The sequence below is a fragment of the Paenibacillus radicis (ex Xue et al. 2023) genome (assembly GCF_024722015.1).
GTDB lineage: Bacteria > Bacillota > Bacilli > Paenibacillales > NBRC-103111 > Paenibacillus_S.
Map to the genome: position 1 here is coordinate 15321 of NZ_JANQBD010000035.1, position 22575 is coordinate 37895.

Genomic DNA, 22575 nt, shown 5'->3' on the forward strand with positions numbered 1-22575 from the left:
ACAAGAGCAAGCTTACTGCTGTGTTAGATCAAGCAGTCGTTTGATAACGACCGCTGCTTGTGAACGGTTAGCTGTTTCGGAAGGCTTGAAGGAACCGTCCGGAAAACCGCTCATCAAACCAATTCCATTGGCCAGCCGCACATTGTCTCGTGCCCAACTGCCTGTCAGAGCCTGATCGGTGAATTTTACCTCTTGCGCGATGGCAATATCGCTTGCTTGTTTGCCTGTGCCGATGCTGTATGCACGCATTATCATTACAGCCATCTGTTCACGGGTGATCGGCTGGCTTGGTGCGAAGACAGAGGTATCGACTCCTTCGATAAGTCCTGCGCCATAGGCTTGGTACACCACGTCATGGAACCAATCGGATGGGTTCACATCATGGAATTTGCCGGTGCTGCCGATGGCTTTAACACCTAGTGCTCTAACGAGCAGCGCGGCGAATTCAGCGCGGGTTAATTTCTGCTCCGGCACGAAGGTGGTGTCCGTTGCTCCGGTTATAATGTATTTCGAGGCAAGCAGTTCAACCTCTTCTTTAGCCCAGTGCTGCGCCATGTCGTTGAATGTTTTGTTGTATTCCATCACAGCATATGGGGAGAAATGGTCGGTAGTAAATGTAATCATTCCATCCGCGCTTGCTTTACCCCCCATATATACCCAGCTTTGCCCGCTTTCATAGTAATAATAAACGCCAAGCTTGGAGAGCTGCGACTGGACGGTCCCGAGCTTCCATTGAATGGTCACTGGTTTGGTGAAGCGGTTAATGACGTCATCTCCAACCGAAAGATTGAAGTCGTAGACCAGTGAGACATCATTCGCTTGAGCGGGCTTCTTGCTTAAGGCTGCTTCTCCAGATGAGCGTGTTACAACCAGTTTGGCTGCAGCTGTACTATCCTGGGCAGGCACTGAGCCTGGGGACAGTTCAAAGGTTTGGCGTCCTGTATCAATAAGAATAGGCTTATTCTTGTCCGTGGCGAGCTTCAGAATGTCAGCTCCGAACTCAACTGTCTTTGCAGAAGCTGAGCTTCCGGTAGTAGCATCGATGGTAACCCGGGTCGTTTTGTTGTCTTCAAGCGACTTCCTCAGCTGTGCATTGTCTGCTTTCACCACAACAGGTTCATTACCTGTGTCAGTCGCTGGGGGAATGAAAAATCCACCACCTCCGCCGCCACTACGGCCACCATTACCGCCCCCGCCCCCATCGACTCCAGAGGTTACGTTTAGGCGTAGTATACTAATGGAGTAAGTTTTTGAGTCGCCATTTACCGCCAATCTCAAGGTTGTAGTTCCTTGATCAAGGTTAACTGTCTCAGAGCCTGCCTGGGTTATAGTCTTACCGTTTAATGTGACCAAGGTGGAGGGATCTACGGTTGCAGCAGAGAGGGTCACCTGACTTGTCGTACTTTTAACCGCAGCTTGATAGTTGTAAACCTCGGGACTGAATACAGGACTGAATGTATCGACGCCGCTCAAGGTCAGGCTCTTCAGCATCGTACTTTGCAAGGGTACTTCCAGACGTTTAATAGTAATGACGTAATTTCTAACAGAGCCATTTTCCGCTGTTACGGAAATAGTAAGAGACGAAGCTCCTACAGGATAGGGATTTGAATTCGTTAGGAGTGTCTTTTCAGGAACCGTTTGGCCATTGAAGGCCAGCTTTGCGTTTTTATTTTCCAGCAGGACAGCTATGCCGAATTTGCTTACCGCCTTGTCCAGATAGAGCGTATAATTCATAAGATCTTTATTAAAATCAGGAGATAGCGCCCCGGAGTTGATATAAATATCACTAATAAAGTTATTATCAGCCGAATATTGCCTGTAGATAGACAAAGTATACGTTTGTGTCGAATGGTCCTCAGCCGTAACTGTGATTGGAATTAAGTTCACTCCGGTATGCAACGCTACAGCTGTGGATCCGCCCGACGGAACGGCGATACCCTTCAAAGTTAGGGAGGCTGAGGGAGCAGCAGCAGCTGCGCTAACCGAAATGGACGCTACGGAATAGTCGACTTGCGTCTCATAATAGGTACGATCCTCCTGAAATGCAGGTGTTAGTGTATATTGACCGTTATTGATTTTGATATATTGCAGCTTAGCATTGCTCGAAGGCAGACTCGCACTGGAGTACACCTTTCCCGATGATACATAAGGCTTATCAGATGACTTGGATGAGGCATTTACACGGTACATATGATTAAGCGGCAATTCCATTCCCTTTAAAGATATACCTCCAGATAGACTGACCTCTTGATCAAGCGACGAAGCCGGAAGCCACTGTCCCGCTGCTGCATCCCATTGTTCCACTTTCAGCAGCACGCTGCCGGATGTGGTTGAAGAGATTGCGGTATTTACATGCCCTGAAAAGTCTAATGCATGAACGACTAAAGGCAAATACGTGTAGGTGGCCGTTGCCACGGTTGCGCCTGACTGTAAGGACAAACGTGGAGTGTCAAAGGATCGGACACCGTCGATTAAGCCGTAACCGTAGCTGTTGTCTCTGCCGGGAGTCCCCAGGTCGACAGATGTGGCGGTTATGATGCTCTGTATCTGGTCCGCTGTCAAGGTGGTGTCAGCCGCTTTCAGCAGAGCTGCCAATCCGGTGACAAATGGCGTAGCCATTGAGGTCCCGTCTTTCGTCCCGTATTGTCCATTAGGCAGCGTGCTGTAGATAGCATCGCCGGGGGCAACGACATCAAGCGCAGTTCCTTTGTTGGAAAAGGAAGCATACGAGTACCGCTCCGGATGAGTCATATCTGCTGCGGACGGCTTAGCCAGTGCTCCAACAGCGATTACGTTCGGATAAGCGGCTGGATAATCGACCTGGTCACTGCCGTAATTGCCGGATGCAGCAACGATGACGGCCCCTTTTTGCTGTGCGTACAAGATGGAATCCTGCAAATAGGGATCGGCGTTCGTACCGCCCAAGCTTAAATTAATGATGTTGGCGCCATGGTCTGCCGCCCAGATGATTCCTTTCGAGATGGAGAGCGTAGTTCCGTCCCCAGCGTTATCCAGGGCTTTTATCGGGATTATCCTGGCGCTTCCGGCAGCCCCTGCGATACCCAAACTATTATTGGTGATGGCAGCAGCAATTCCTGCAACATGAGTACCATGACCGTGATCATCATTGGGCGAGGATGAAGGGGTGATGAAGTTAGCTCCTTCATTGGCAAGAAGACTGTCTTTTAGATCCGGATGATTGAGGTCCACTCCAGTGTCAACGATCGCAATTTTAATTTGTTTGCGCTGTGCTTCAGATACCTTTGCCCAAAGAGAAGAGATATGGGTAACATCTAGCCCCCACTGCTGCGGCAACCATGGATCATTGCTGTAGACGGCACTGGAGACGCTGGTTGAAGATGCCTTATACCGATAGACAGGCTGTACATATGAAATATTCGGGTCAGCACTCAATTCCTTAATCGTTTGATATACTGTGGCTCCGGGAAGCAATTCGAATTTGGTTGCTTCCAGCTGTTCATCCGTCTCCAAAGCTTTAGCCGTGAATGCTGCTGTTCTCGAGCCGCTAGTCCTGGCAGCAGAACCCTTCTTGTACTTCACGAGCACTTGGCCGGGGACTATCTGGTCTTGTTCTGCTTCTGTAAATTCAGGAGCCTTCGATGTGGTTGCGTCAAAAGCTTGAAACTGTGTTAATGGGTTCATGGCGCCCGGTTCTGATGTATAGGCGGAAGATGCGCCGAACTCGTCTGCTTCGGCTCTTACCGACCCGCTCCATAAGCTGCTAAGGATTAAGACGGCTAGCAGAAAATACCCAATTTTTTTCAAGTAGCAAACCTCCCTAATTCATACACTCTGTCGTATGTAATGTGAAAATTGTGTTCCTTATTACGAGTCATTAAGACAAAATTCGATATGTGGAACTATAAATCCTGTCGGCATTTCAAAGTGTGTAAAATACAGTGATAATTCGTCGAAAGTGAATGTTGATTTTTCTTTACTGATTCATTTGATGTATGGTAACAATAGGAATAGTTCAAACGGAACGAAAAAAGATGCCGTGAGGTGGAGGATTGTATGGAGAACTGGGTCGTCGGGGTATGGAAGACGATAAATATTTGGATTCCGGTCATTAATCTGCTGTTTGCGGCAGCTATTATTTTCCTCGAAAGACGCAATGTAGGAGTAACGTGGGCTTGGTTGATGCTGCTTCTGCTGCTGCCGGTTTTTGGATTCATCATCTATATTTTTCTGGGCCAAAATCTAGCCAGGCAGAAGGTATATCGGATCAGAGCAAGAATGGAGAGACAGGTTCGTCAGCAAATGGCCGTGCAGGAGCACACCATCCAGGAAGGAACCTTTCATTATACCGATGATATCGTGAAGCAATATGAGCATCTCATTTATATGAACCTAATGAACAGCGCCTCTCCACTGACGCAAAATAATGAAGTCACTTTGTTTATTGACGGAGTAAAGAAGTTTGAGGCGCTGCTTAATCATATTGCCTTGGCAACGGAGCATGTCCATTTGCTGTATTACAAGGTGGGCAATGATGAAACGGGAAAACGGCTGCTCAAAGCTCTCACCCAAAAGGCGAGAGAGGGTGTACGAATACGGCTGCTTTATGACGGTATCGGATCGCTCGGGGTTAATAAGAAGCTATTCTTCGAGTTAGTGGAAGCCGGAGGCGAGGTATGTCCGTTCTTTCCATCGAAAATCCCTTATTTAAATTTCAGGCTGAATTATCGGAACCACCGGAAAATTGCCATCATTGACGGAAAATATGGATTTATAGGCGGATTCAATATTGGAGATGAATATTTGGGGTTAGACCGCAAAATTGGGTATTGGCGCGACACCCATCTCATGATCTATGGGGATGCGGTACATCGTCTGCAGGTGCAATTTATGCTGGACTGGGACGTCGCTTCGAATGAATCCTTGAAGATAGAGCCTGTTTATTTCCCTGAGCTGGCGGCTGCGGAAAAGGCTGCTGTGCAGATTGTGTCCAGCGGCCCCAATTCCGATAAACAGCAAATTAAGAATGGTTATATCAAGCTTATTTTTGAGGCGAAAAAGCGTATTTATGTGCAGACCCCTTATTTTGTACCGGACGATGGCATTCTTAATGCTCTCAGGATTGCTATACTGTCGGGAATCGATGTACGCATTATGATCCCGAAGAAGAGCGACCATATGCTGGTTCAATGGGCCTCTTATGCCTATATGGGTGATTTATTGCGCGAGGGGGCCACTTGCTATTTGTATGAAAACGGGTTTCTTCATGCCAAAACGATCATGGTGGACGGCCAGGCGGCTGCAGTGGGAACGGCGAATATGGACCACCGCAGCTTTGAGCTCAACTTTGAAATTACGGCTTTCTTGTACGGCTCGGAAATCACATCGCGCCTGGAAGCCACATTCGAGCAGGATATGGAGAACAGCGAGCTATTGACTTTGGAGAACTTTGAACGAAGATGGCTGTTGACGCGAGCAGCGGAGTCCATGGCAAGGCTGCTGTCCCCGATTTTGTAAGCTAGGAAGCGATTTGATTACGACCGTTCATTTTGGCCTTGTACAAGGCTTGATCGGCTTGCTCTATGAGCTTGTTACGGTCTATCAATGGGTTCGGAACCGCTGCTGCGATACCAATACTGACGGTTACATGCCCACTGACTGTGGACGCGGCGTGAGGAATGGCTAACTCCCCTATTTCTTCCCTTACCCAGACGGCGAACTCACGGGCTTGAGCTTCATGCGTATCGGGGAGAATACAGACAAATTCTTCTCCGCCATAACGTGCGGCAAAGCATCCGTGTCTTGTCGCCAGCTGGTCCAAAGCTGAAGCTACTTGCTTCAAGCAAGTATCACCGCCTTGATGCCCGTACGTATCGTTATAAATTTTGAAGAAATCAATATCCAGCAGCAGGATGGAAACGACATTGGAATGCTGGAGTGCTTGTTTCCATATCATCTGGTAGCTCTCTTCGAAATAGCGGCGGTTGGCAATACCGGTTAATCCGTCGATCATGGATAGCTTCTTGAACATCTCGTTGGCTTCATACAGTTGAAGCTCAGCTCTTTTTCTTTCCGTAATATCACGGAACACCGTCATAATTGCCGGCTTGCCTTTATAAGAAACCCAAGCCCCGGAAGCCTCGACATTCATGTATTGGCCGTCCAGCCGAATATATACACGCTCGGAAGGCGGAGCGGAGGACTGATTTAACAAAATCTCCCGATTCCGGCTAATCACATCTTCCGCCGAATCAGGGTGAAGCAGCTCTGCTATGCTCTTGCCAATAAGCTCGGATGCATTAGAAGCGGCCAGCAATTCCAGCGTCATCTGGTTCACTTGAACAACCGTTCCATCACAATGAATGATAATGCCGTCAGGCATAAACTCAATGAGCTTACGGTACCGTTCTTCGCTTTCGATAAGCTCGCTTTCCATCTGCTTGCGATGGGTAATATCGCTGCTCGTGGCAATGATTTCTACGACCTGCCCTTGATCCGAGATGAGGTTCAGCGATGTAAGATAAGTGTGGTTAGAATACGTGTATTCGAATTGCTGGGGATCCCCATTCCATGCGCGATCGTAGGCATCCAGCATAGAAGCGTTATTAGACCCAGCTAAGTCATCAATGGATACTCCTACAACTTGTTCAGGGGTGAATCCCAGATCATAAAGCATTTGACCGTCAGCGAGGGTGCAAACGTATTTCCCTTCCATTTTTTTGAATTTCATGATCATGCCATGCTGATACCGTAATGTTTCGACCAGTTCCTGCTTGAGAGACGAAATCTCGTGTTCCGTCCGTTTGCGTGCAGTTATATCCCGAATCATGCTGCTGAAGTAAAAGACGCCTCCGGCTTGCCAGCAGTTGAGAGACATTTCAACCGGCAGCTCTGAGCCGTCTTTTCGCAACGCTGTAAGCTCAATGGTATTGCCTGCGTGCTCATTCATCCCCAGAATACGAAGCTGGTAGCACGTATTCATATAAAAGGAATGCAATCGTTCGGGAATAAGAATGGTAACGTGGCGACCGATTACTTCATTCCGGGAATAGCCATAGATAAGCTCCGCACCATCGTTCCAGAGCTCGATATTCGAGTCGTTGTCCAAAACGATGATAGCATCTTGAGAAGTGTTAAACACGGAGGAGAACGTGCCTTCGGCATTTTTTAAAGCCATGGTTATGCTGATAAGTGGTATCAACTGTTGGGCGATAATCATTTCCTTATGACTAAAGTGCTCCGGGGTTTTAGAGGCAAGAGTGATGATAGCAATAAGCTTGTTGTTATACGATATTGGAAGATGCAAGGAAGAACGGATTCCCTGCTCAAACAGCGGCAAATGGGCGCTTCCAAGCAGGAGCTTCTTGTTCCAATCATCAAATAGGACAGGCCCACCGTTGAGTACCTTTAACATCCCTTCCAATTCATCGGAGTCTATCATTTGGTTTATGCTTTCATAGGAGTCCTCCATATAACGAAAAACAGTTCTATATCGATTCTTCTCTGTCAGAATAACTTCACCGGCGTCACAAGAAAAAAGCTCGCCGATTTCCTTCATAGTAAGGGTAAACAGCTCGAGGGAGCTGTTCGTTCGCTTCATCTTGGGGATCAGATCGGCAATCAGCTCGTTGAGGGTGGTCCTTTCGTTGCTTTTGATTAAAAAATGCAGCAGCCAGGCTGCCATTATTCCGCTTACCAGAACCACCGTCAAATAAGGTGCAAGAATAGGCCAATCGTTGAAGCCAAGAAGACAATGCAGCCCAAGTGATATTACAGCCATAGTAAGAAGAAGGCTATACGCCCATTTCTTCCAGTAGGATTTAACGTAGAGGCTAATAATTCCGCTGCCCAAGCCGATAATTAGAATAGTGAGCGCAGACATGAAATTAGCCAAATCCATGGGACCAAAAATCAGGTTGCGTCCTATGAACATGCATACAGAGGCGATGATAGCAGAAAGCAGTCCCCCTGACAGCGCGGCGAGGATAAGCAGGATATGTCTCATGTCGAGCAGGGCTGCCGAATGGATAGGTACACTGAAAAACATGATAACTATACCCATCAACCCATGAACAATTCCCAGGCCGCTTTTCATGAACACAGATGGTGAGGGGGTCAAGGAATGTTTTTTATGAAGCCGGCTTGAAAAGAACATGAATACAAATATCAAAGTAATCCCTGTAACAAACTCTTGCACCATTCGACACCCCTCCTTGTAAAAAAGAGCTAAATTATACTACTTCTTCTTTAGTACGACATAATCCTACTTATTTTGAATAGGAAAAAGTCAAGAAATAATTAAAATTCGACAAAGAAAGGGAATAGTACTCATTTTAACGAATGATTTCCAAACATCACCAGATGCATCATACATAAAGACTATAAAATAGAAAATGGGAGCGGAGTCGAAAAATGAACAAAAGATTGGTACACGAAGACGAACAAACCTGGTATATCGTTTGCCTGGTAACGAGTATCTTGATTTATGTGAGCTTGATTATTTCAATTATAGGGATCGTCTACATAGGAATCGGGTTGGTGGCAGCACTTGTTATGCATGGCTTAATGGTAGCTGGAATCCGGAGCTCCGGTGTTAAGCTGTCGGAAAGGCAGTTTCCACAAATCTATGAACGGGTTCAGGCGTTGTGTCGTGAAATGGGAGTGGTTCAAGTACCGGATGTGTACATTATTCAATCGGGCGGAGTGCTTAATGCGTTTGCTACCCGGTTTTCCGGACGGAATTTCGTTGTGCTCTATTCAGACATTGTTGAGCTGATTATGCAGGGGGATGAGGAGGAGCTTAACTTTGTGATCGCGCACGAGCTGGCTCATATCCAGAGAAAGCATGTGAGTAAGTTTGTGCTTGTTTTTCCCGCAATGTGGATTCCGTTTATCGGTAAAGCTTATTCCAGAGCTTGTGAATTTACGTGTGATCGCATCGCTACAGCTTACACGGGCAATGCAGAGGCTGCGGTCCATGCACTCACCATATTGGCGGCAGGCAAGCAGTTGTACCGCAAAGTGAACATCAACGAATTTCTGGATCAAAGCTACCAGGAACGAGGTTTTTTTGTAGCCTGGTACGAGCTTATCTCGACACATCCTCCACTTCCGAAGCGGATTGGAGAGGTGCTGCACTTCCATTCGAATCCGCAGTTATTCGGTTATGATTCTCATACATTTGAAGCCAGAGATACATCGGGAATGACTTCCCAGCTATAGGGAATAGAAAGCTCGCTTTTCATCCATATTAACTGAGGTATGGAATGGAAAGGAGGCGAATGGGCGATGAGCAGCAATGACGATTCCAGCTTACAATCGCAAAATCCGATATCACAAGCGCAGAACTCCGTCAATACAGCGCATAATGCGGTGACTCAGGCGCAGAGCCATCCGAGCGAGCAGCTAATCGAGCAAGCGGAGACTGCGGTGCAAAGAGCGGAGAACGCTATTGAGCAGGCTGGGCTGAGCCGTAATCAGCAAGCGGTTGATCAAGCTCGCTCCGATTTGGAGGAGGATCAAGCCGCTCTGCAAGATTTAGAGAGCTAGCGGTTACACTCGTTTATGCTATGCAACTATAGCAAGGACACAAAGGAAGACCTGCCGTACGGTTCGCAGCCGTGGAGCAGGTCTTTCTTTTGGGGTTGGGGGTTGCGTGGGGATACTAGGGATTGCTCAAATCACCGAAAGGACGTGCCGGATTCGCAAAAAAATACCTGGAAAACCTCCTTCTAATAACCCCCTTTTTCTTGGCAGGCCATATCTAGCTGGAATTTCTGGCGCTAAATCGGTACTTTATCTTCTATATGCGGCATTTCGCCCCAAATAGAGGTGGGTTTTCCAGCTAAATGGTCGATTACGAGAATAAAGACAAAATTAACGGGAGGTTTTCCCGCTAGCGGGTTGCATCAACGAAGAGGCGTTAAACAGCCACCGTAATCCCACTTCCATCGCACTCCACACGGACAAACGTAGATTGTACACAAGGGACGCCGCAAGGCGTTTTTGTTGATTGAAAGTATGCTACAATAAAAGGAAACTAATGTAAGAGTTCGATAACCGGAGGGGATACCGGGTAGTTATGATTAGTGAATTTATCGATATTATAGAGCAGGAGCTGCTGAAGGGGCTCCGAATAGAAAGTGTTGATCCTCATGATCCTATAGAGGTTCAGTTTTTGCCCAAGCCGTGGAAGCTGGTAGGAGCGGGTAATTATGCGGCTGTCTTAAGCCATCCTGATTTTAACGGCCTCGTAGTGAAGGTGTATGCTCCAGGAAGGGCAGGCTTGGAGGAAGAAGTTGAGGTGTACCGCCGCTTGGGGAAGCACCCGGCCTATTCGGAATGCTATCATGCGGGAAGCCCTTATTTAATTTTGCGCAGATTGAGCGGCATAACTTTATATAATTGTGTACTGCGAGGCGTGCCAATCCCACGTCAGGTTATTGAGGATATAGATAGTGCGCTTGATTTTGCTAGAAGCAAAGGCTTGAACCCACACGACGTGCACGGTAAAAATGTCATGCTCAAGGACGGACGCGGGGTTGTTGTCGATGTATCGGATTTTTTGAAAGCAGAGCCCTGCTTCATGTGGGATGATTTGAAAAAGGCGTATGGCCGGTTCTATTCGCCTGTTTTTATAGGCCGCGTGAAAGTGCCGGAATGGATGCTTACAGCTGTAAGGAAAGGCTACCGTTATTTCAAACGGTCATAAGGAGAGCATTATGCTTTGTTAGGATATAAGTGCTAATGGATACTCATAACAAGAGGCCTCCATTTCTAAATAGGTAGTGGGAGATTGTTTGATTTGGGATGAGTTTGGGTAAAACAGTAGTAGGACAAGCAAATGTCTTGGAGCCCGTCAAGAGGGACCGAAACGATGGTTTCATAGAGAAACAGCAGAGGAATGCTTTTAAAAATACAACGATACAAGGGAGTGTACAAAAATGGCTAAAGTATTAGAGCAGTCGAAAGTATTAGAAGAAGCGTTAAACCAACAGGTGGCTAACTTCGGAGTCATGTATATTAAATTACATAACTTTCACTGGTTTGTGAAAGGCTCTCAATTTTTTACACTGCATCTTAAATTTGAGGAATTGTATAATGAAGCAACCTTGCATTTCGATGCATTGGCCGAGCGTCTGCTCACCTTGGGCGGAAAGCCTGTAGCTACTATGCAGCAAATGCTAAAGGATTCTGCAATTAAGGAAGCGGCAGGCAATGAAAAAGCAGAGGACATGGTCCGTGCGCTTGTTGCTGATTTCAATAAAATCAACCAGCAATTAAAGGAAGGCATGGATGTTGCCGAGAAGGCCGGCGATGAGATCACAGGTGATCTGTTCTTGGCTATTCACGCCAGCTTAGAAAAGCATACATGGATGCTGAATTCTTTCCTGGGTTAAACGAGTTCCATGAAACCTCTGAATGGAGTGGTAAATCACTCTGCTCGGAGGTTTCTTTTTTATGAAGCAAGCTTCGAACAACAGAGTGTGGTGAGCACTAAGGGATGGGTCAGATGTATGGAAGATGCGTGCGCTGCTGCTAGGCAAGATAGACGGTTTCACCTTCGATTTAAGTTTCAGTAATCTTTAAGCAAACCTTCAGATGCTATTCATCTTGATGCTATACGCTTGGAGGGCGTGGACTAGTTGCCATCGGCAAAAGTCCGCAGCTCGAGTCCCTCGATTCCGGGATGAACACATGGAGGTTAGTGAATATGAACATGAGGGTAAACCGCAACCAGCTTATAGCGGGTCTTATTATGGTTCCGCTGCTGCTTAGCGGCTGCGGCAGCAAGCCGGCAGCTAATGAAGCGGCTTCAGTAAATGCGAATGGTGGAAGCGCACCTGCAAGCCAGGGCCAGGGAAAGGATCAGCAGCAAGCCGGTGACCAGAAGAGCCCAGCTGGTTCTCGTTCGGAGCGGACGCCGATGAATGAGAATGAAATGCGTTTGCGTACAATCTCTCAGTCGTTGATTACCATTGACAAAACGGATGGCTTGGCTTTTACGAAACAGCAGGCGGAACAACTGCTTCCTTTAGCTGAGGCAGCGGTTGCGAAGAAAGAGCTGACCGCGGAGCAGCAGGACGCGATGTTGAAAATACTGACGGCGGAACAAACGAAGCTGTATCAAAGCCGTGCAGACCAGATGAAGCAGCGAATGAGCGGAGCGGGCGGCGCAGGCTCAGCCGGAACGGATAGCAACGGTGCACCGTCTAAGGGAACTGTGACGCAGGAGCAGCGGGACGCCATGAAGGAGCAGCGGCAAGCGCAAGGCGGAAGCCAGAATCCGGGTAATGGCAAGGATGGAGCCAGGATGCAGAACCCGGGAAACGGAGGAGCGGGCGGTCAAGGAGCAGGTGGTCCGGGTGGCGGTGGAGCGAATGCCGCGCAGCAGCTTGTCGATCTGCTTAAGGCCAAAGTGAAGTAAGCGAGAAGCTTCAAATAATAGCACGAAAGCTCTGAGTACATAGCGTTGTCTCGGTTTGACGTGCTGAGGCCTTTCGCTGTCCATAGTACTAGCTTAAATGGGAATCGTTTCAGTGGGAGCCGGCCAGGCTGCCAAATGGGACGTTTCTTTTTTTATAAGAACCGACTTGTTCAACGGAGCTGAAGAAGTCGGTTATTGCAAGAAAAGCTGCCGCTTAGACACGAATGTATCCTCCTCGAGAGGGCTTCGATCAGAAGCTTTTCTGTATGAAGGCAGGGCCCAGATTGGCATTCATGGTGCAGCATTAGGTATAATAAGGAAAAATCGATATGAAAGTTCATTAGAGGAGGAATTAGGGTATGGGCAGCTTATCTGTATGGATGGCTCTTGGGGTAATGTCCGTAATGCTTGCATCGACGGGATGTTTTGGGGTGCAGAATGGACCAGCAGGCAAACCTCCGACTTCAACGGCTCCGGAGACATCTGCTTCAGGGACAGAAGCTCCCTCCTCTATTCCTTATACCAAGGAGATTGTCGCCTCTAAGCTGAATGTCCCATGGGATATGGATTTCGCACCGGATGGGCGCATTTTCCTAACCGAGCGCGGAGGCGGGATTAGAGTCATTGAGAAGGGCGTGCTGAAGCCTGAACCTGTCTTTCGTTTCGAGAAGCCGCCGCTGTATACGGAATCCGAAGCAGGCTTGCTGGGGATTGCTTTGGACAAAAATTTTAGCAGCAATCATTACATGTACGTGTATCATACGTACCAAGAGGGCGGCCAAGCTTATAACCGGCTGCTGCGAATGGTGGAGAGCGGCGGCAAAGCGAAGGTGGACAAGGTGCTGCTGGACGCGCTGCCAGGTGACCGCATTCATGACGGCGGCCGAGTGAAGATAGGCCCGGACGGGCTGTTATACATAACGAATGGCGATGCGGCCAAATCGTCGATTGCTCAAGACGTCGCCCAGCTTGGGGGCAAAATTCTTCGTATCCGCACAGACGGTACGATTCCTGGCGACAACCCGTTTCCCGGTTCGCCCGTGTACAGCCTCGGGCATAGAAATCCACAGGGCCTGGCCTGGCATCCTTCAACAGGCAGGCTGTTTAGCACAGAGCACGGTCAAACGGCTCATGATGAGTTTAATCTGATCGAGCCCGGCGCTAATTACGGGTGGCCGCTCGTTCAAGGCGACGAAGCGCAGGTGCCCGCTAAGGATGCCGCCAAAAAGGGTCCCGGGCCATTGAAGCTGCCGCTGCTGCATAGCGGGGATACCACTTGGGCTCCTTCCGGCATCACCTTTATCACCAAGGGACCGTGGAAGGGGAGCCTTTTGGTAGCCAATCTGCGGGGGACGCAGCTGCAGCGGGTAGTGCTTGGGAATGACCAGGTTTCGGTGCAAAAGGCTGAGCCGCTGTTCAAGGATGAATGGGGCCGCATCCGCAACGTGGTGGAAGGGCCGGATGGCTCCATATACATCATGACGAATAACCGTGACGGACGCGGCCAGCCAGGCGCGGAGGATGACCAACTGATCCGGTTGAAGCCCACTTTCTAGCATTTACAACAAGAACGGAGAATGGTAACGAATGCAATCGTTAGAGTTAGATACGTTAATAAGCGATTTGATCGCTCAAGGCTCATTGATTCAAGGGACTTTCAGCCAAGTAAGGCGCAACGATCCGGCCGGATGCAGTAAAGTAACCGTCAAGCCGCTAGAGCTGAAAGGGACACTGCATTATCAGTTCAGCTCTTACTGCGGCACTAAAGTGCTGCATGATAATGTTCTGCCCCAAGAAGCGGCTTCAAAAATAAATGCTCTGCTGCAGGATACATTCCGTCAAGGGCTGCTGCAGGCGGGGGATGCTGATTATCAAGTGCTGATCAGCAAGAAAGGGAAGGCCGGTATTCTAAAGAAACCGCCGACTAAGAAGCAAGCCGCTGAGCTTACTCATAACCGTAAGAAGAACTACTTGCTTGAGGAAGGCACACCTGTACCTTTCCTGGTGGAGCTCGGTATCATGAACGCAGAGGGAAAAGTAAAGGCCCAGAAGTATGATAAATTTAAGCAAATCAACCGGTTCATCGAACTCATTGCAGACGTCGTGCCGCATTTGGCGCAAGACCGGACGCTGAATATCGTTGATTTTGGCTGCGGCAAATCGTATCTTACGTTTGCTTTGTACCACTATTTAAAAGAGCTGCAAGGACTCGATATCCGTGTGATTGGTTTGGATCTTAAGGAAGATGTGATCCGTCACTGCAGCGGCTTGGCTCAGAAATTCGGCTACGATCAGCTTCAGTTCCTGGTTGGGGATATCGCGCAATATAATGAGCTGGAACGTGTGGACATGGTGGTTACCCTGCACGCTTGTGATACAGCTACAGACGCCGCGCTGGAGAAGGCGGTACGCTGGCAGGCGGATGTTATCCTGTCGGTACCCTGCTGCCAGCATGAGATGTTCCGTCAGGTCCGCAATGATGTGCTTGCTCCGCTACTGCAGCATGGCATCCTGAAGGAGCGATTCTCTGCGTTGGCAACGGATGCAATTCGGGCGAAGCTGCTTGACATTGTCGGCTATCGCACACAGCTGCTGGAGTTCATCGACATGGAGCATACCCCCAAAAACTTGCTGATCCGCGCTGTAAAAGGGAAACAGCCATCTAAAGCTGAACGTGCTGAGATGGTAAGCAGCTATGTGGATTTCCGCAGCTTTTTGCAGGCTGAGCCGTATTTGGAGCACGCGCTGCGTGATGAGCTGGGGCCGCTGCTGGAAGCGGCTGCCGAACGGAGCTGACAGAAGGAGGGAATTGGACATGGAACGCCTTTTGGTCAAGGCTGGAATTTATGGTTTTATTGTAGGTTTGTTTTTGGCCATTCTGTTTTGTACGGATACCGTCACTACTCAGCCGGGCAGAGGATTTTATTCAAGTGAAGCTTTGCCAATGCGGGAGTACATACTTACGCTTTTACGATTTGCCATTAAGCTCTCTCTAGGGACAGTTGTTGCAGTGTGGGTGTATGAACGTTTTTTGCGAACGCCTGACGATGAACCGGAGCCTTCCTTCTGGTCCGGTTTTTTCAAGGCTTTTTTTATCGTACTAGCTTTGATAATGGTGGGAACGCTCTTATTTTCTGTGATCGGACAACGTCGGTAAGTGAGGGAAAAAAGCCGTCTTGGCGATGGCCAGCACTCCCGACCGTCGCCATTCTGGTATTATGAATTATTTGTGAAGAATTTTGAAATAAATTGTCATTAATTGCTGATCAAATCGGGTATATTTTCCTATTTATCGTTGTATAATGGGTAAAATTTGATTTTTATTGTGGAGGTGCTCCCGATGTTTAATTGGATACATTCTATTACTGTAAGGTTTATGTTATTTACAGGGGTGCTTCTGTTGGTGTTAATAGGCGGTATTTATGCTTATCAGTGGCAGGAAATCCGAAAGGACGCCGAAGATCAGTTGTATCAAAAAGGCAGCAGTCTGGCGGTTTCTCTCGCCAAATCGCTGGAAAGCATAGCGGATGATGATATCCGCGACGGTACCCTCATCAAGGGGGGGATTAAATGGACAGGCGAAGAACTTCGTGCAAACCTTTTCAATGATAAGCTGCAACCTGTGCCTGGCAGCGATAAAGAAATGCAAAAGCGTTCACAAGATAAAGCTTATGCTGAGGCGACGCAGACGCTTTTTGATGGAAGGAAGATTCCGCTAGCTCAATATGAACAGAAATATACAAGTGCCTATGATATTTATACAGACGACCATTGGCAGAAGGTTATGGATAGCTTCATGACCGATAATAGTATCGTGTTCGCTGTGGCTGCCGCCTACTCGGATAATCCTGATTACGCAGGATTTGTTGCGACACATAATTCGCTGTACAGCTTGGTTGGGGAGGATTCCAAGGATGCTTGGGGTACTACAGGGCTACTCAGTCAAAAATACCGCAGTAACCGTGTTTTTAATGATGCTGTGGGTTATGCTGATGTAGCCAACACGGATACTTCCAAATCGATGCTGCAAAAATATCCGCAAATCGTTGAAGGCAAAGTAGTCGAGCGTTGGGTAGTTTCCTACCCAATAACTATTGCCGGCAAGCACTGGGGAGCAGCGCGGATCGCTATGTCCAAGGAAAGCATAGAAGTAATGATTGCGAAGCAGCGCTGGAAGATCGCTCTGGAGCTTGCTATTTTGTATGTTGGCGTACTGGTTATGCTGTTCCTGCTTTCACGGATTATTGTAGCAAGAAAGCTTGATTTTGTACTGCGGGCTGCTGTGAATTTAAACTCACAAGAGGCTGATTTAACCTACCGAATCCCGGTTCAAGGCAAGGACGAGCTGGCTCGTCTATCCCAGGAGATTAACCGGTTCATTGAGCATTTACAGGAAATTATCGGTTCGATACGCTTTATGTCAATCAGAGTGGGCGATACTTCGAATATTTTGTCGGAGAAGGCGTCACGGTCGACATTGACTTCGACAGAGATTTCTCACACCGTTCGTGAAATGGCTGCTGGAGCGCACAATCAAGCGATTGGCGCCAAGGACAGTGTGAAAGCAATGGAGGAAATGGCGCTCGGTATTCAGCGTATTGCCGAAGCGTCGGGTCAAGTGACCGAAGCGACACAGCATCTGGTACGTGAAGTGGAGCAAGGGAATGTAGCATCGGAGAGAGCGATGAGACAGATGGTAACCATGAGTCAATCGGCGAGCGAAGTTGGAGCAGCCATCCAGAAGCTGGAGGAAGGTATGCAGTCCGTAGGAGAGATGGCGCAGGTTATCTCTGGGATTGCGTCACAGACGGGGCTGCTTGCACTTAATGCAGCCATTGAAGCGGCTAGAGCCGGGGAGCAAGGAAAGGGCTTTGCGGTTGTAGCGAGCGAGGTTCGCAAGCTGGCCGACCAATCGGAGGCTTCGGCCCAGAAGATCAACGAGATGGTGTCCGATATCCAGATGGCAATGAGGACAACCGTTACAGCGATGCAAACCGGTGGGCGAGATGTGCAGGATGGCGTACAGGAGGTTACTACGGTTCGCAGCTCGCTGGAACGTATGCTTCATTCCGTGCATAGAACATCTGAACAGATGGAGGAAGTATCAGCCGCAGCCGAGCAGATGTCAGCCGGTACCGAGGAAGTAGCGGCCAGCATTGAGGAAATGGCCAGAATTGCCAGTACAACCTCAGAGTATGCAGGTAGAATGGCGGAAGCCTCGCAATCACAGCTTCATGATTCAGAGGAGACCAGCACCCTTTCAGGAGAGCTGAGTGAAGCTGCACAGCAATTGAAAGCAACCGCTAACCGCTTTAAGGTGTAAATATTGCCAAGCAAATAACCACCGGCAGGGTCAATAAGACCTATTTCCGGTGGTTGTTTGCATATATACGATGTTTTAGGGCCGCAGTATCTGGTGATCGAAGTAAATTATGAAAATAATGGAAATTTATTGGTTTCTGTGTTTTTGCAGCTATGCTATAATTGTAGGATGGGTATTATTGGACTACATAGTTAGAGGAGATGCAGGATGCTAAAGAACAGGAAATGGAACATCGGTTCCAAAATCGCATTAGGCTATTTTCTAGTTATTTTATGTATGGGTATGTCTATTTTTTTTCTTATGGACCGTATATACGCGCTGCAAAAAGAAGTTAGCTTCATTACTGATCATGACCTTGCCGTACACACTTTATCGAATCAAATTGAAAAGCATGTGCTGGATATGGAAACCGGACAGCGAGGCTATATCATTACCGGAGAGTCCCAGTATTTGGAGCCTTATAATGATGGGAAAAGCAAGTGGCTGCAGAGCTACAACGAGCTATATAAGCTGCTTACTGATAATCGGGCCCAGCTCAAAGCTCTGGAAGCAATTAAAACCAACATCGAGACATGGATAGCTGCGTCCGGAGATAAGATCATTCCCTTGCGCAATGAGAACAAAATGGTAGAAATATTGCAGTATTATAAGACAGACCCAGGTAAGAAATACATGGATCTCATGCGCAACCAATGGAATACCTTCCGCAGCGTGGAGAAGGAGCTGACCACAGCTCGTGTCGCTGATCTGGAAGCCAATAACACGGAGCTTCAAACCACCATGTACTTACTTGCGCTGCTGGCTGTTATCCTGTCTGTTATGGGGGGAACGTTGGTTTCCCGCTCCATTGTCCATACGATTAAGCAGGTGGTCTCAGCTCTCCAGAAAATTGCGTCTTCGGAAGGCGATTTGAACACCTTTATCGAGGTGAAGACGAACGATGAAGTCCGGGAGCTTGCCGATGCCGCTAACACGCTGCTGGAAAGCGTTCGGAAGCAGGATTGGTTAAAGACGGGCATTGCTGAGGTCGCGTCTATGAACCAAGGCGTGAACAATATTACGGAGCTCGGCTCCTTGTTCATCGGGAAGCTGGCTTCCATCCTTGACGCATCCTATGGAGCCTTCTACCTTAGGACTGGAAGGGGCGAATTTCAGCGTCTTACAAAGATTGCTTCCTATGCGGGGGATGGTGGCGAAACTATAGGCAAACCAGGCCTTCGGATGGGTGAAGGGCTTGTGGGACAAGCTGCGCTGGAGAACAGAATGTTTCTGCTGCAGGATATTCCGGACTCGTACATTCGTATTTCTTCTAGTTTGGGGCATGCTGCTCCGAAAAATATTCTTATTACCCCAATTGAATATGAGGGCAAGGTGGAGGCTGTTGTTGAACTGGCTTCCCTGCAGCCTTTCAATGAGCTTCATCAAGAGCTGCTGCGGCAAATTCGCTGCTCATTCGGCATTGCTGTCAATAGTGTGCTGGGACGTATGGAAATCGATCGGCTGCTGGCCGAATCCCAAGCGTTCACCGAGGAGCTTCAGACACAGTCGGAGGAGCTGCAAGCTCAATCTGAAGAATTATTAAGCCAGCAAGAAGAGATGAAGGCTTCTAATGACTCCTTGAAAAAATCGGAAGAAAGGCTGCAGCGGCAGCAAGAAGATTTGGAGAAGGTAAACGTAGAGCTGTCCAAGCGTTCGTATCAGCTGGAGGCTCAGGTGCGCTTTACGGAGGAAGTGAATTCCGAAATCGAACGGCAGAGGGAGGCCCTCCAGAAGCAAACGGAGGAACTGTCAGCCATGTCTCAATATAAATCCGAGTTTTTGGCCAATATGTCTCATGAGCTCAGAACTCCTCTGAACAGCATGCTGATCTTGTCACAGTTTCTGGGGGAAAATAAAGACGGTAATCTTAGCAGCGAGCAGGTTGAATTCGCAAACACAATCCATGCATCCGGCGGTGACCTGCTGCGCCTGATTGACGAAATTCTTGATTTATCCAAGGTGGAAGCCGGAAAGCTGGATTTGAACGTAGATATTACCGTAATCGAGGAAATAAGCGAGCAAATGCGCCGCAGCTTCCAGCCGGTTGCCGCCAAGAGAGCCCTGCAGTTCAGGATTGAGGCGGAGCCGGAGGTTCCTTCCTTCTTTTATACAGATAGCCACAGGCTTATGCAGATTCTTAAGAACTTCTTGTCAAATGCTTTTAAATTCACGGAAAAGGGCCAGATTGTTCTGCGAATTTATTCGACGGAATATGCGTTCTCCCATAAACTCGGCGGGGGCAAGCAAGCAGCTATTGCATTCGCTGTTACGGATTCAGGCATAGGGATTCCGGAAGATAAACGAGCTATGATCTTTGAAGCCTTCCAGCAGGTTGACGGCACGACCAGCCGCAAATATGGAGGGACCGGCTTGGGACTTACAATCAGCCGTGAATTGGCTCAGATTCTGGGTGCAGAGATAGATGTGGAAAGCCAGGAAGGACAAGGCAGTACCTTCACGCTTTATATGCCTGCAATTACTGCGCCCGATGAGTTTATTCCTAACATGATGGACGAAATTGCTGCAGCGGCAGAGCCGGCAGTGGCGGGTATAGGCTCAGGAGTCCCGCATATAAGCGAAATTATTATACCGCAGTTGGTTTTATCCGATCCTAAGCTGCTTACACCAGGAGAGGTGAAGGATGATCGGGATAGTATCGGGAATGGTGATAGATTGATGCTGATTGTGGAGGACGACGTTTCTTTTGCCCAGTTCATTCTTGATATGGCACGTTCTCGCGGATTTAAGGGGTTAGTCGCTACTCAGGGGGATAAAGGGCTGGCATTAGCCTATGCCTACAAGCCTGACATGATCATGCTTGATATTCATTTGCCGGTTATGGACGGCTGGACGGTGTTGGATCTGCTTAAACAAAACCCGGATACCCGGCACATTCCGGTTCACGTGCTTTCCGTTGCAGACGAGCCGCAGCAAAGTTTGGTTTCCGGAGCAATGGCCTATTTGAAAAAGCCAATCAGCAAAGAAATGCTGGTGGAGGCATTCGAGAAGGTTGAGGATATTCTGAACCGGACTCCCAAGCGGCTGCTGATAGTGGAGGATAACATTCCGCTGCGTAAGAGCCTGGTTGAGCTGATTAAACATGACGATGTAGATATTACGGCTGTCGGCTATGGGAAAGAGGCGCTCCACGAGTTAAATGCAGGACATTTTGACTGTATGGTATTAGATCTGGAATTGGCTGATATGTCCGGATTCGAGCTGTTGGACCAGATACGCAATATAGACAATTTGCACACTCTGCCGATCATTATTTTTACCGGTAAAGATCTTGATTCGAATCAAGAGCGTGAGCTCCGTAAGTATGCAGAGAGCATTATCGTCAAAAATGTAAAATCGCAAGAGCGGTTATACGCGGAAATTACTTTATATCTTCACCGTGTAGAGGCGCAATTGCCTGAGGATCGGCGAATGCTGCTGAAAAACCTGCAAAATGGTGAGGATGTGTTCGAAGGAAAGCATATTATGCTGGTCGAGGATGATATTCGGAACGTATTTGCACTGACCAATGTGCTTGAGCAGCACAATTTAAAGGTGACCTATGCCGAGAACGGGCGCGAAGCTTTGAAAGTATTGGAGATGCATCCGGATATTGATTTAATGCTGATGGATATTATGATGCCTGAAATGGACGGCTACGAAGCCATGAAGCATATACGCAGCAATCCTGAGTACAAGCAGCTGCCTATTATTGCATTAACAGCCAAAGCTATGAAAGAGGACCGGCAAAAGTGCATGGACGCAGGAGCATCCGATTACATCAGCAAACCTATTAATACGGACAAGCTGCTTTCACTGTTAAAGGTTTGGTTATATAAGTAACGGGGGTGAAGGCTGTGTCCGATTTCTTAAGCGATCTGCATAGCGCTAAGGACCTGATTGATGAAGAGAGGCAAAAAATTGAGATCGAGCTGCTGCTGGAAGGCATTTATCGAATGTATGGCAATGATTTCCGAGACTATGCTTATGATTCCATATGCAGGCGAATCACGCATGCTACGAAACAGCAGGGTTTATCCACTATAACCGCGCTGCTGGAACGGGTACTCCATGATCCGGATTCGATGGAACTGCTGCTGCGCAACTTGACGATTAATGTTACCGAGATGTTTAGAACACCATCCTTGTTCAAGAAATTCCGAACCAAAGTAGTGCCCTATCTTCATACGTATCCGTCTATCCGGATATGGCATGCCGGCTGCTCCACTGGAGAGGAAGTGCTCTCTATGGCCATTTTGCTTCAAGAGGAAGGGTTGTACGAAAAGACACGGATATATGCGACGGATATCGACCAAGAGGCATTGGAGCAGGCGCAGTCAGGCAGAGTATTGATCGGCAGCATGCAGCAATACACAAACAACTATATGATGTCAGGCGGTAAAGCCTCATTCTCCGATTATTATACGGTTAGCTCAGGGGATGGCAATAAAATAACTTTTAATCCTTCACTTCTGGAGCAAGTTATTTTTGCCGGGCATAATCTGGTAACAGATCAATCCTTCAATGAATTTCATGTTATCTTTTGCCGGAATGTGATGATTTATTTCAATCGAAATTTGCAGAAGCGGGTTCACAGCCTGTTCCATGAAAGCCTAGCCCAATTCGGAGTTCTTGCTATCGGAGAACGTGAGACGATTCGGTTCAGTGGCTTCGAGCAGTACTACGAGCAAATAAGCGAAACCGAAAGACTGTACAGAAAGATTAAATAAAATATGCCCGAACAAAGACCTTCAAGCCCTTTATTTTCAAGGGTAATGAGGGTCTTTGTTGTTATTTCCTATGTTTGGAT

General features: G+C 48.0%; 14 protein-coding genes. 12 read left to right on the forward strand and 2 right to left on the reverse strand.

Annotated features, from left to right (window positions below):
- Positions 1-12: 12 nt before the first annotated feature.
- Positions 13-3786, reverse strand: coding sequence for a S8 family serine peptidase (locus NV381_RS33005; protein WP_258217563.1), 3774 nt, complete (start codon positions 3784-3786; stop codon positions 13-15).
- 249 nt (positions 3787-4035) lie between these two features.
- Between NV381_RS33005 and cls the strand changes: the two genes are divergently transcribed.
- Positions 4036-5496 (forward strand): cardiolipin synthase, encoded by a 1461-nt coding sequence (cls, locus tag NV381_RS33010; RefSeq protein ID WP_258217564.1) that lies wholly within the window; start codon positions 4036-4038, stop codon positions 5494-5496.
- Position 5497: 1 nt separating this feature from the next.
- Here cls and NV381_RS33015 read toward each other — a convergent pair whose 3' ends face one another.
- Positions 5498-8179: a PAS domain S-box protein gene (locus tag NV381_RS33015; protein ID WP_258217565.1), complete on the reverse strand. Its 2682-nt coding sequence runs from the start codon at positions 8177-8179 to the stop codon at positions 5498-5500.
- A 212-nt stretch (positions 8180-8391) separates the two neighbouring features.
- Here NV381_RS33015 and NV381_RS33020 point away from each other — a divergent pair, with 212 nt between their 5' ends.
- The 11 genes from NV381_RS33020 (at position 8392) to NV381_RS33070 (ending at position 22495) form a co-directional block, all read left to right on the forward strand.
- Positions 8392-9201 (forward strand): M48 family metallopeptidase, encoded by an 810-nt coding sequence (locus tag NV381_RS33020; protein ID WP_258217566.1) that lies wholly within the window; start codon positions 8392-8394, stop codon positions 9199-9201.
- Between the two features lie 66 nt (positions 9202-9267).
- On the forward strand, positions 9268-9528 hold the full coding sequence (locus NV381_RS33025) for a hypothetical protein (protein WP_258217567.1): 261 nt from the start codon (positions 9268-9270) through the stop codon (positions 9526-9528).
- 532 nt (positions 9529-10060) lie between these two features.
- Positions 10061-10690, forward strand: a complete 630-nt coding sequence (locus tag NV381_RS33030) for a serine/threonine protein kinase (RefSeq protein ID WP_258217568.1) — start codon at positions 10061-10063, stop codon at positions 10688-10690.
- A 232-nt stretch (positions 10691-10922) separates the two neighbouring features.
- Positions 10923-11378 (forward strand): Dps family protein, encoded by a 456-nt coding sequence (locus NV381_RS33035; protein WP_258217569.1) that lies wholly within the window; start codon positions 10923-10925, stop codon positions 11376-11378.
- A gap of 314 nt (positions 11379-11692) precedes the next feature.
- Positions 11693-12406: a hypothetical protein gene (locus NV381_RS33040; RefSeq protein ID WP_258217570.1), complete on the forward strand. Its 714-nt coding sequence runs from the start codon at positions 11693-11695 to the stop codon at positions 12404-12406.
- Between the two features lie 359 nt (positions 12407-12765).
- Positions 12766-13962: a PQQ-dependent sugar dehydrogenase gene (locus NV381_RS33045; RefSeq protein ID WP_258217571.1), complete on the forward strand. Its 1197-nt coding sequence runs from the start codon at positions 12766-12768 to the stop codon at positions 13960-13962.
- A 31-nt stretch (positions 13963-13993) separates the two neighbouring features.
- Entirely contained in the window at positions 13994-15202 is a 1209-nt protein-coding gene (locus NV381_RS33050) for a class I SAM-dependent methyltransferase (RefSeq protein ID WP_258217572.1), read from the forward strand.
- A 19-nt stretch (positions 15203-15221) separates the two neighbouring features.
- A complete protein-coding gene (locus NV381_RS33055; RefSeq protein ID WP_258217573.1) occupies positions 15222-15563 on the forward strand; it encodes a hypothetical protein in 342 nt (113 codons plus the stop codon).
- A 183-nt stretch (positions 15564-15746) separates the two neighbouring features.
- Positions 15747-17729, forward strand: coding sequence for a methyl-accepting chemotaxis protein (locus NV381_RS33060; RefSeq protein WP_258217574.1), 1983 nt, complete (start codon positions 15747-15749; stop codon positions 17727-17729).
- 207 nt (positions 17730-17936) lie between these two features.
- A complete protein-coding gene (locus tag NV381_RS33065; RefSeq protein WP_258217575.1) occupies positions 17937-21608 on the forward strand; it encodes a response regulator in 3672 nt (1223 codons plus the stop codon).
- A gap of 14 nt (positions 21609-21622) precedes the next feature.
- Complete coding sequence (locus NV381_RS33070; protein WP_258217576.1) at positions 21623-22495, forward strand: CheR family methyltransferase; 873 nt, start codon at positions 21623-21625, stop codon at positions 22493-22495.
- The last annotated feature ends 80 nt before the right edge of the window (positions 22496-22575 follow it).

Excerpts from the sequence above, each read along its gene's own strand:
- cls (WP_258217564.1), top strand. The coding sequence starts at position 4,036 with ATGGAGAACTGGGTCGTCGGGGTATGGAAGACGATAAATATTTGGATT.
- NV381_RS33015 (WP_258217565.1), bottom strand. The coding sequence starts at position 8,179 with ATGGTGCAAGAGTTTGTTACAGGGATTACTTTGATATTTGTATTCATG.
- NV381_RS33020 (WP_258217566.1), top strand. The coding sequence starts at position 8,392 with ATGAACAAAAGATTGGTACACGAAGACGAACAAACCTGGTATATCGTT.
- NV381_RS33025 (WP_258217567.1), top strand. The coding sequence starts at position 9,268 with ATGAGCAGCAATGACGATTCCAGCTTACAATCGCAAAATCCGATATCA.
- NV381_RS33030 (WP_258217568.1), top strand. The coding sequence starts at position 10,061 with ATGATTAGTGAATTTATCGATATTATAGAGCAGGAGCTGCTGAAGGGG.
- NV381_RS33035 (WP_258217569.1), top strand. The coding sequence starts at position 10,923 with ATGGCTAAAGTATTAGAGCAGTCGAAAGTATTAGAAGAAGCGTTAAAC.
- NV381_RS33040 (WP_258217570.1), top strand. The coding sequence starts at position 11,693 with ATGAACATGAGGGTAAACCGCAACCAGCTTATAGCGGGTCTTATTATG.
- NV381_RS33045 (WP_258217571.1), top strand. The coding sequence starts at position 12,766 with ATGGGCAGCTTATCTGTATGGATGGCTCTTGGGGTAATGTCCGTAATG.
- NV381_RS33050 (WP_258217572.1), top strand. The coding sequence starts at position 13,994 with ATGCAATCGTTAGAGTTAGATACGTTAATAAGCGATTTGATCGCTCAA.
- NV381_RS33055 (WP_258217573.1), top strand. The coding sequence starts at position 15,222 with ATGGAACGCCTTTTGGTCAAGGCTGGAATTTATGGTTTTATTGTAGGT.
- NV381_RS33060 (WP_258217574.1), top strand. The coding sequence starts at position 15,747 with ATGTTTAATTGGATACATTCTATTACTGTAAGGTTTATGTTATTTACA.
- NV381_RS33065 (WP_258217575.1), top strand. The coding sequence starts at position 17,937 with ATGCTAAAGAACAGGAAATGGAACATCGGTTCCAAAATCGCATTAGGC.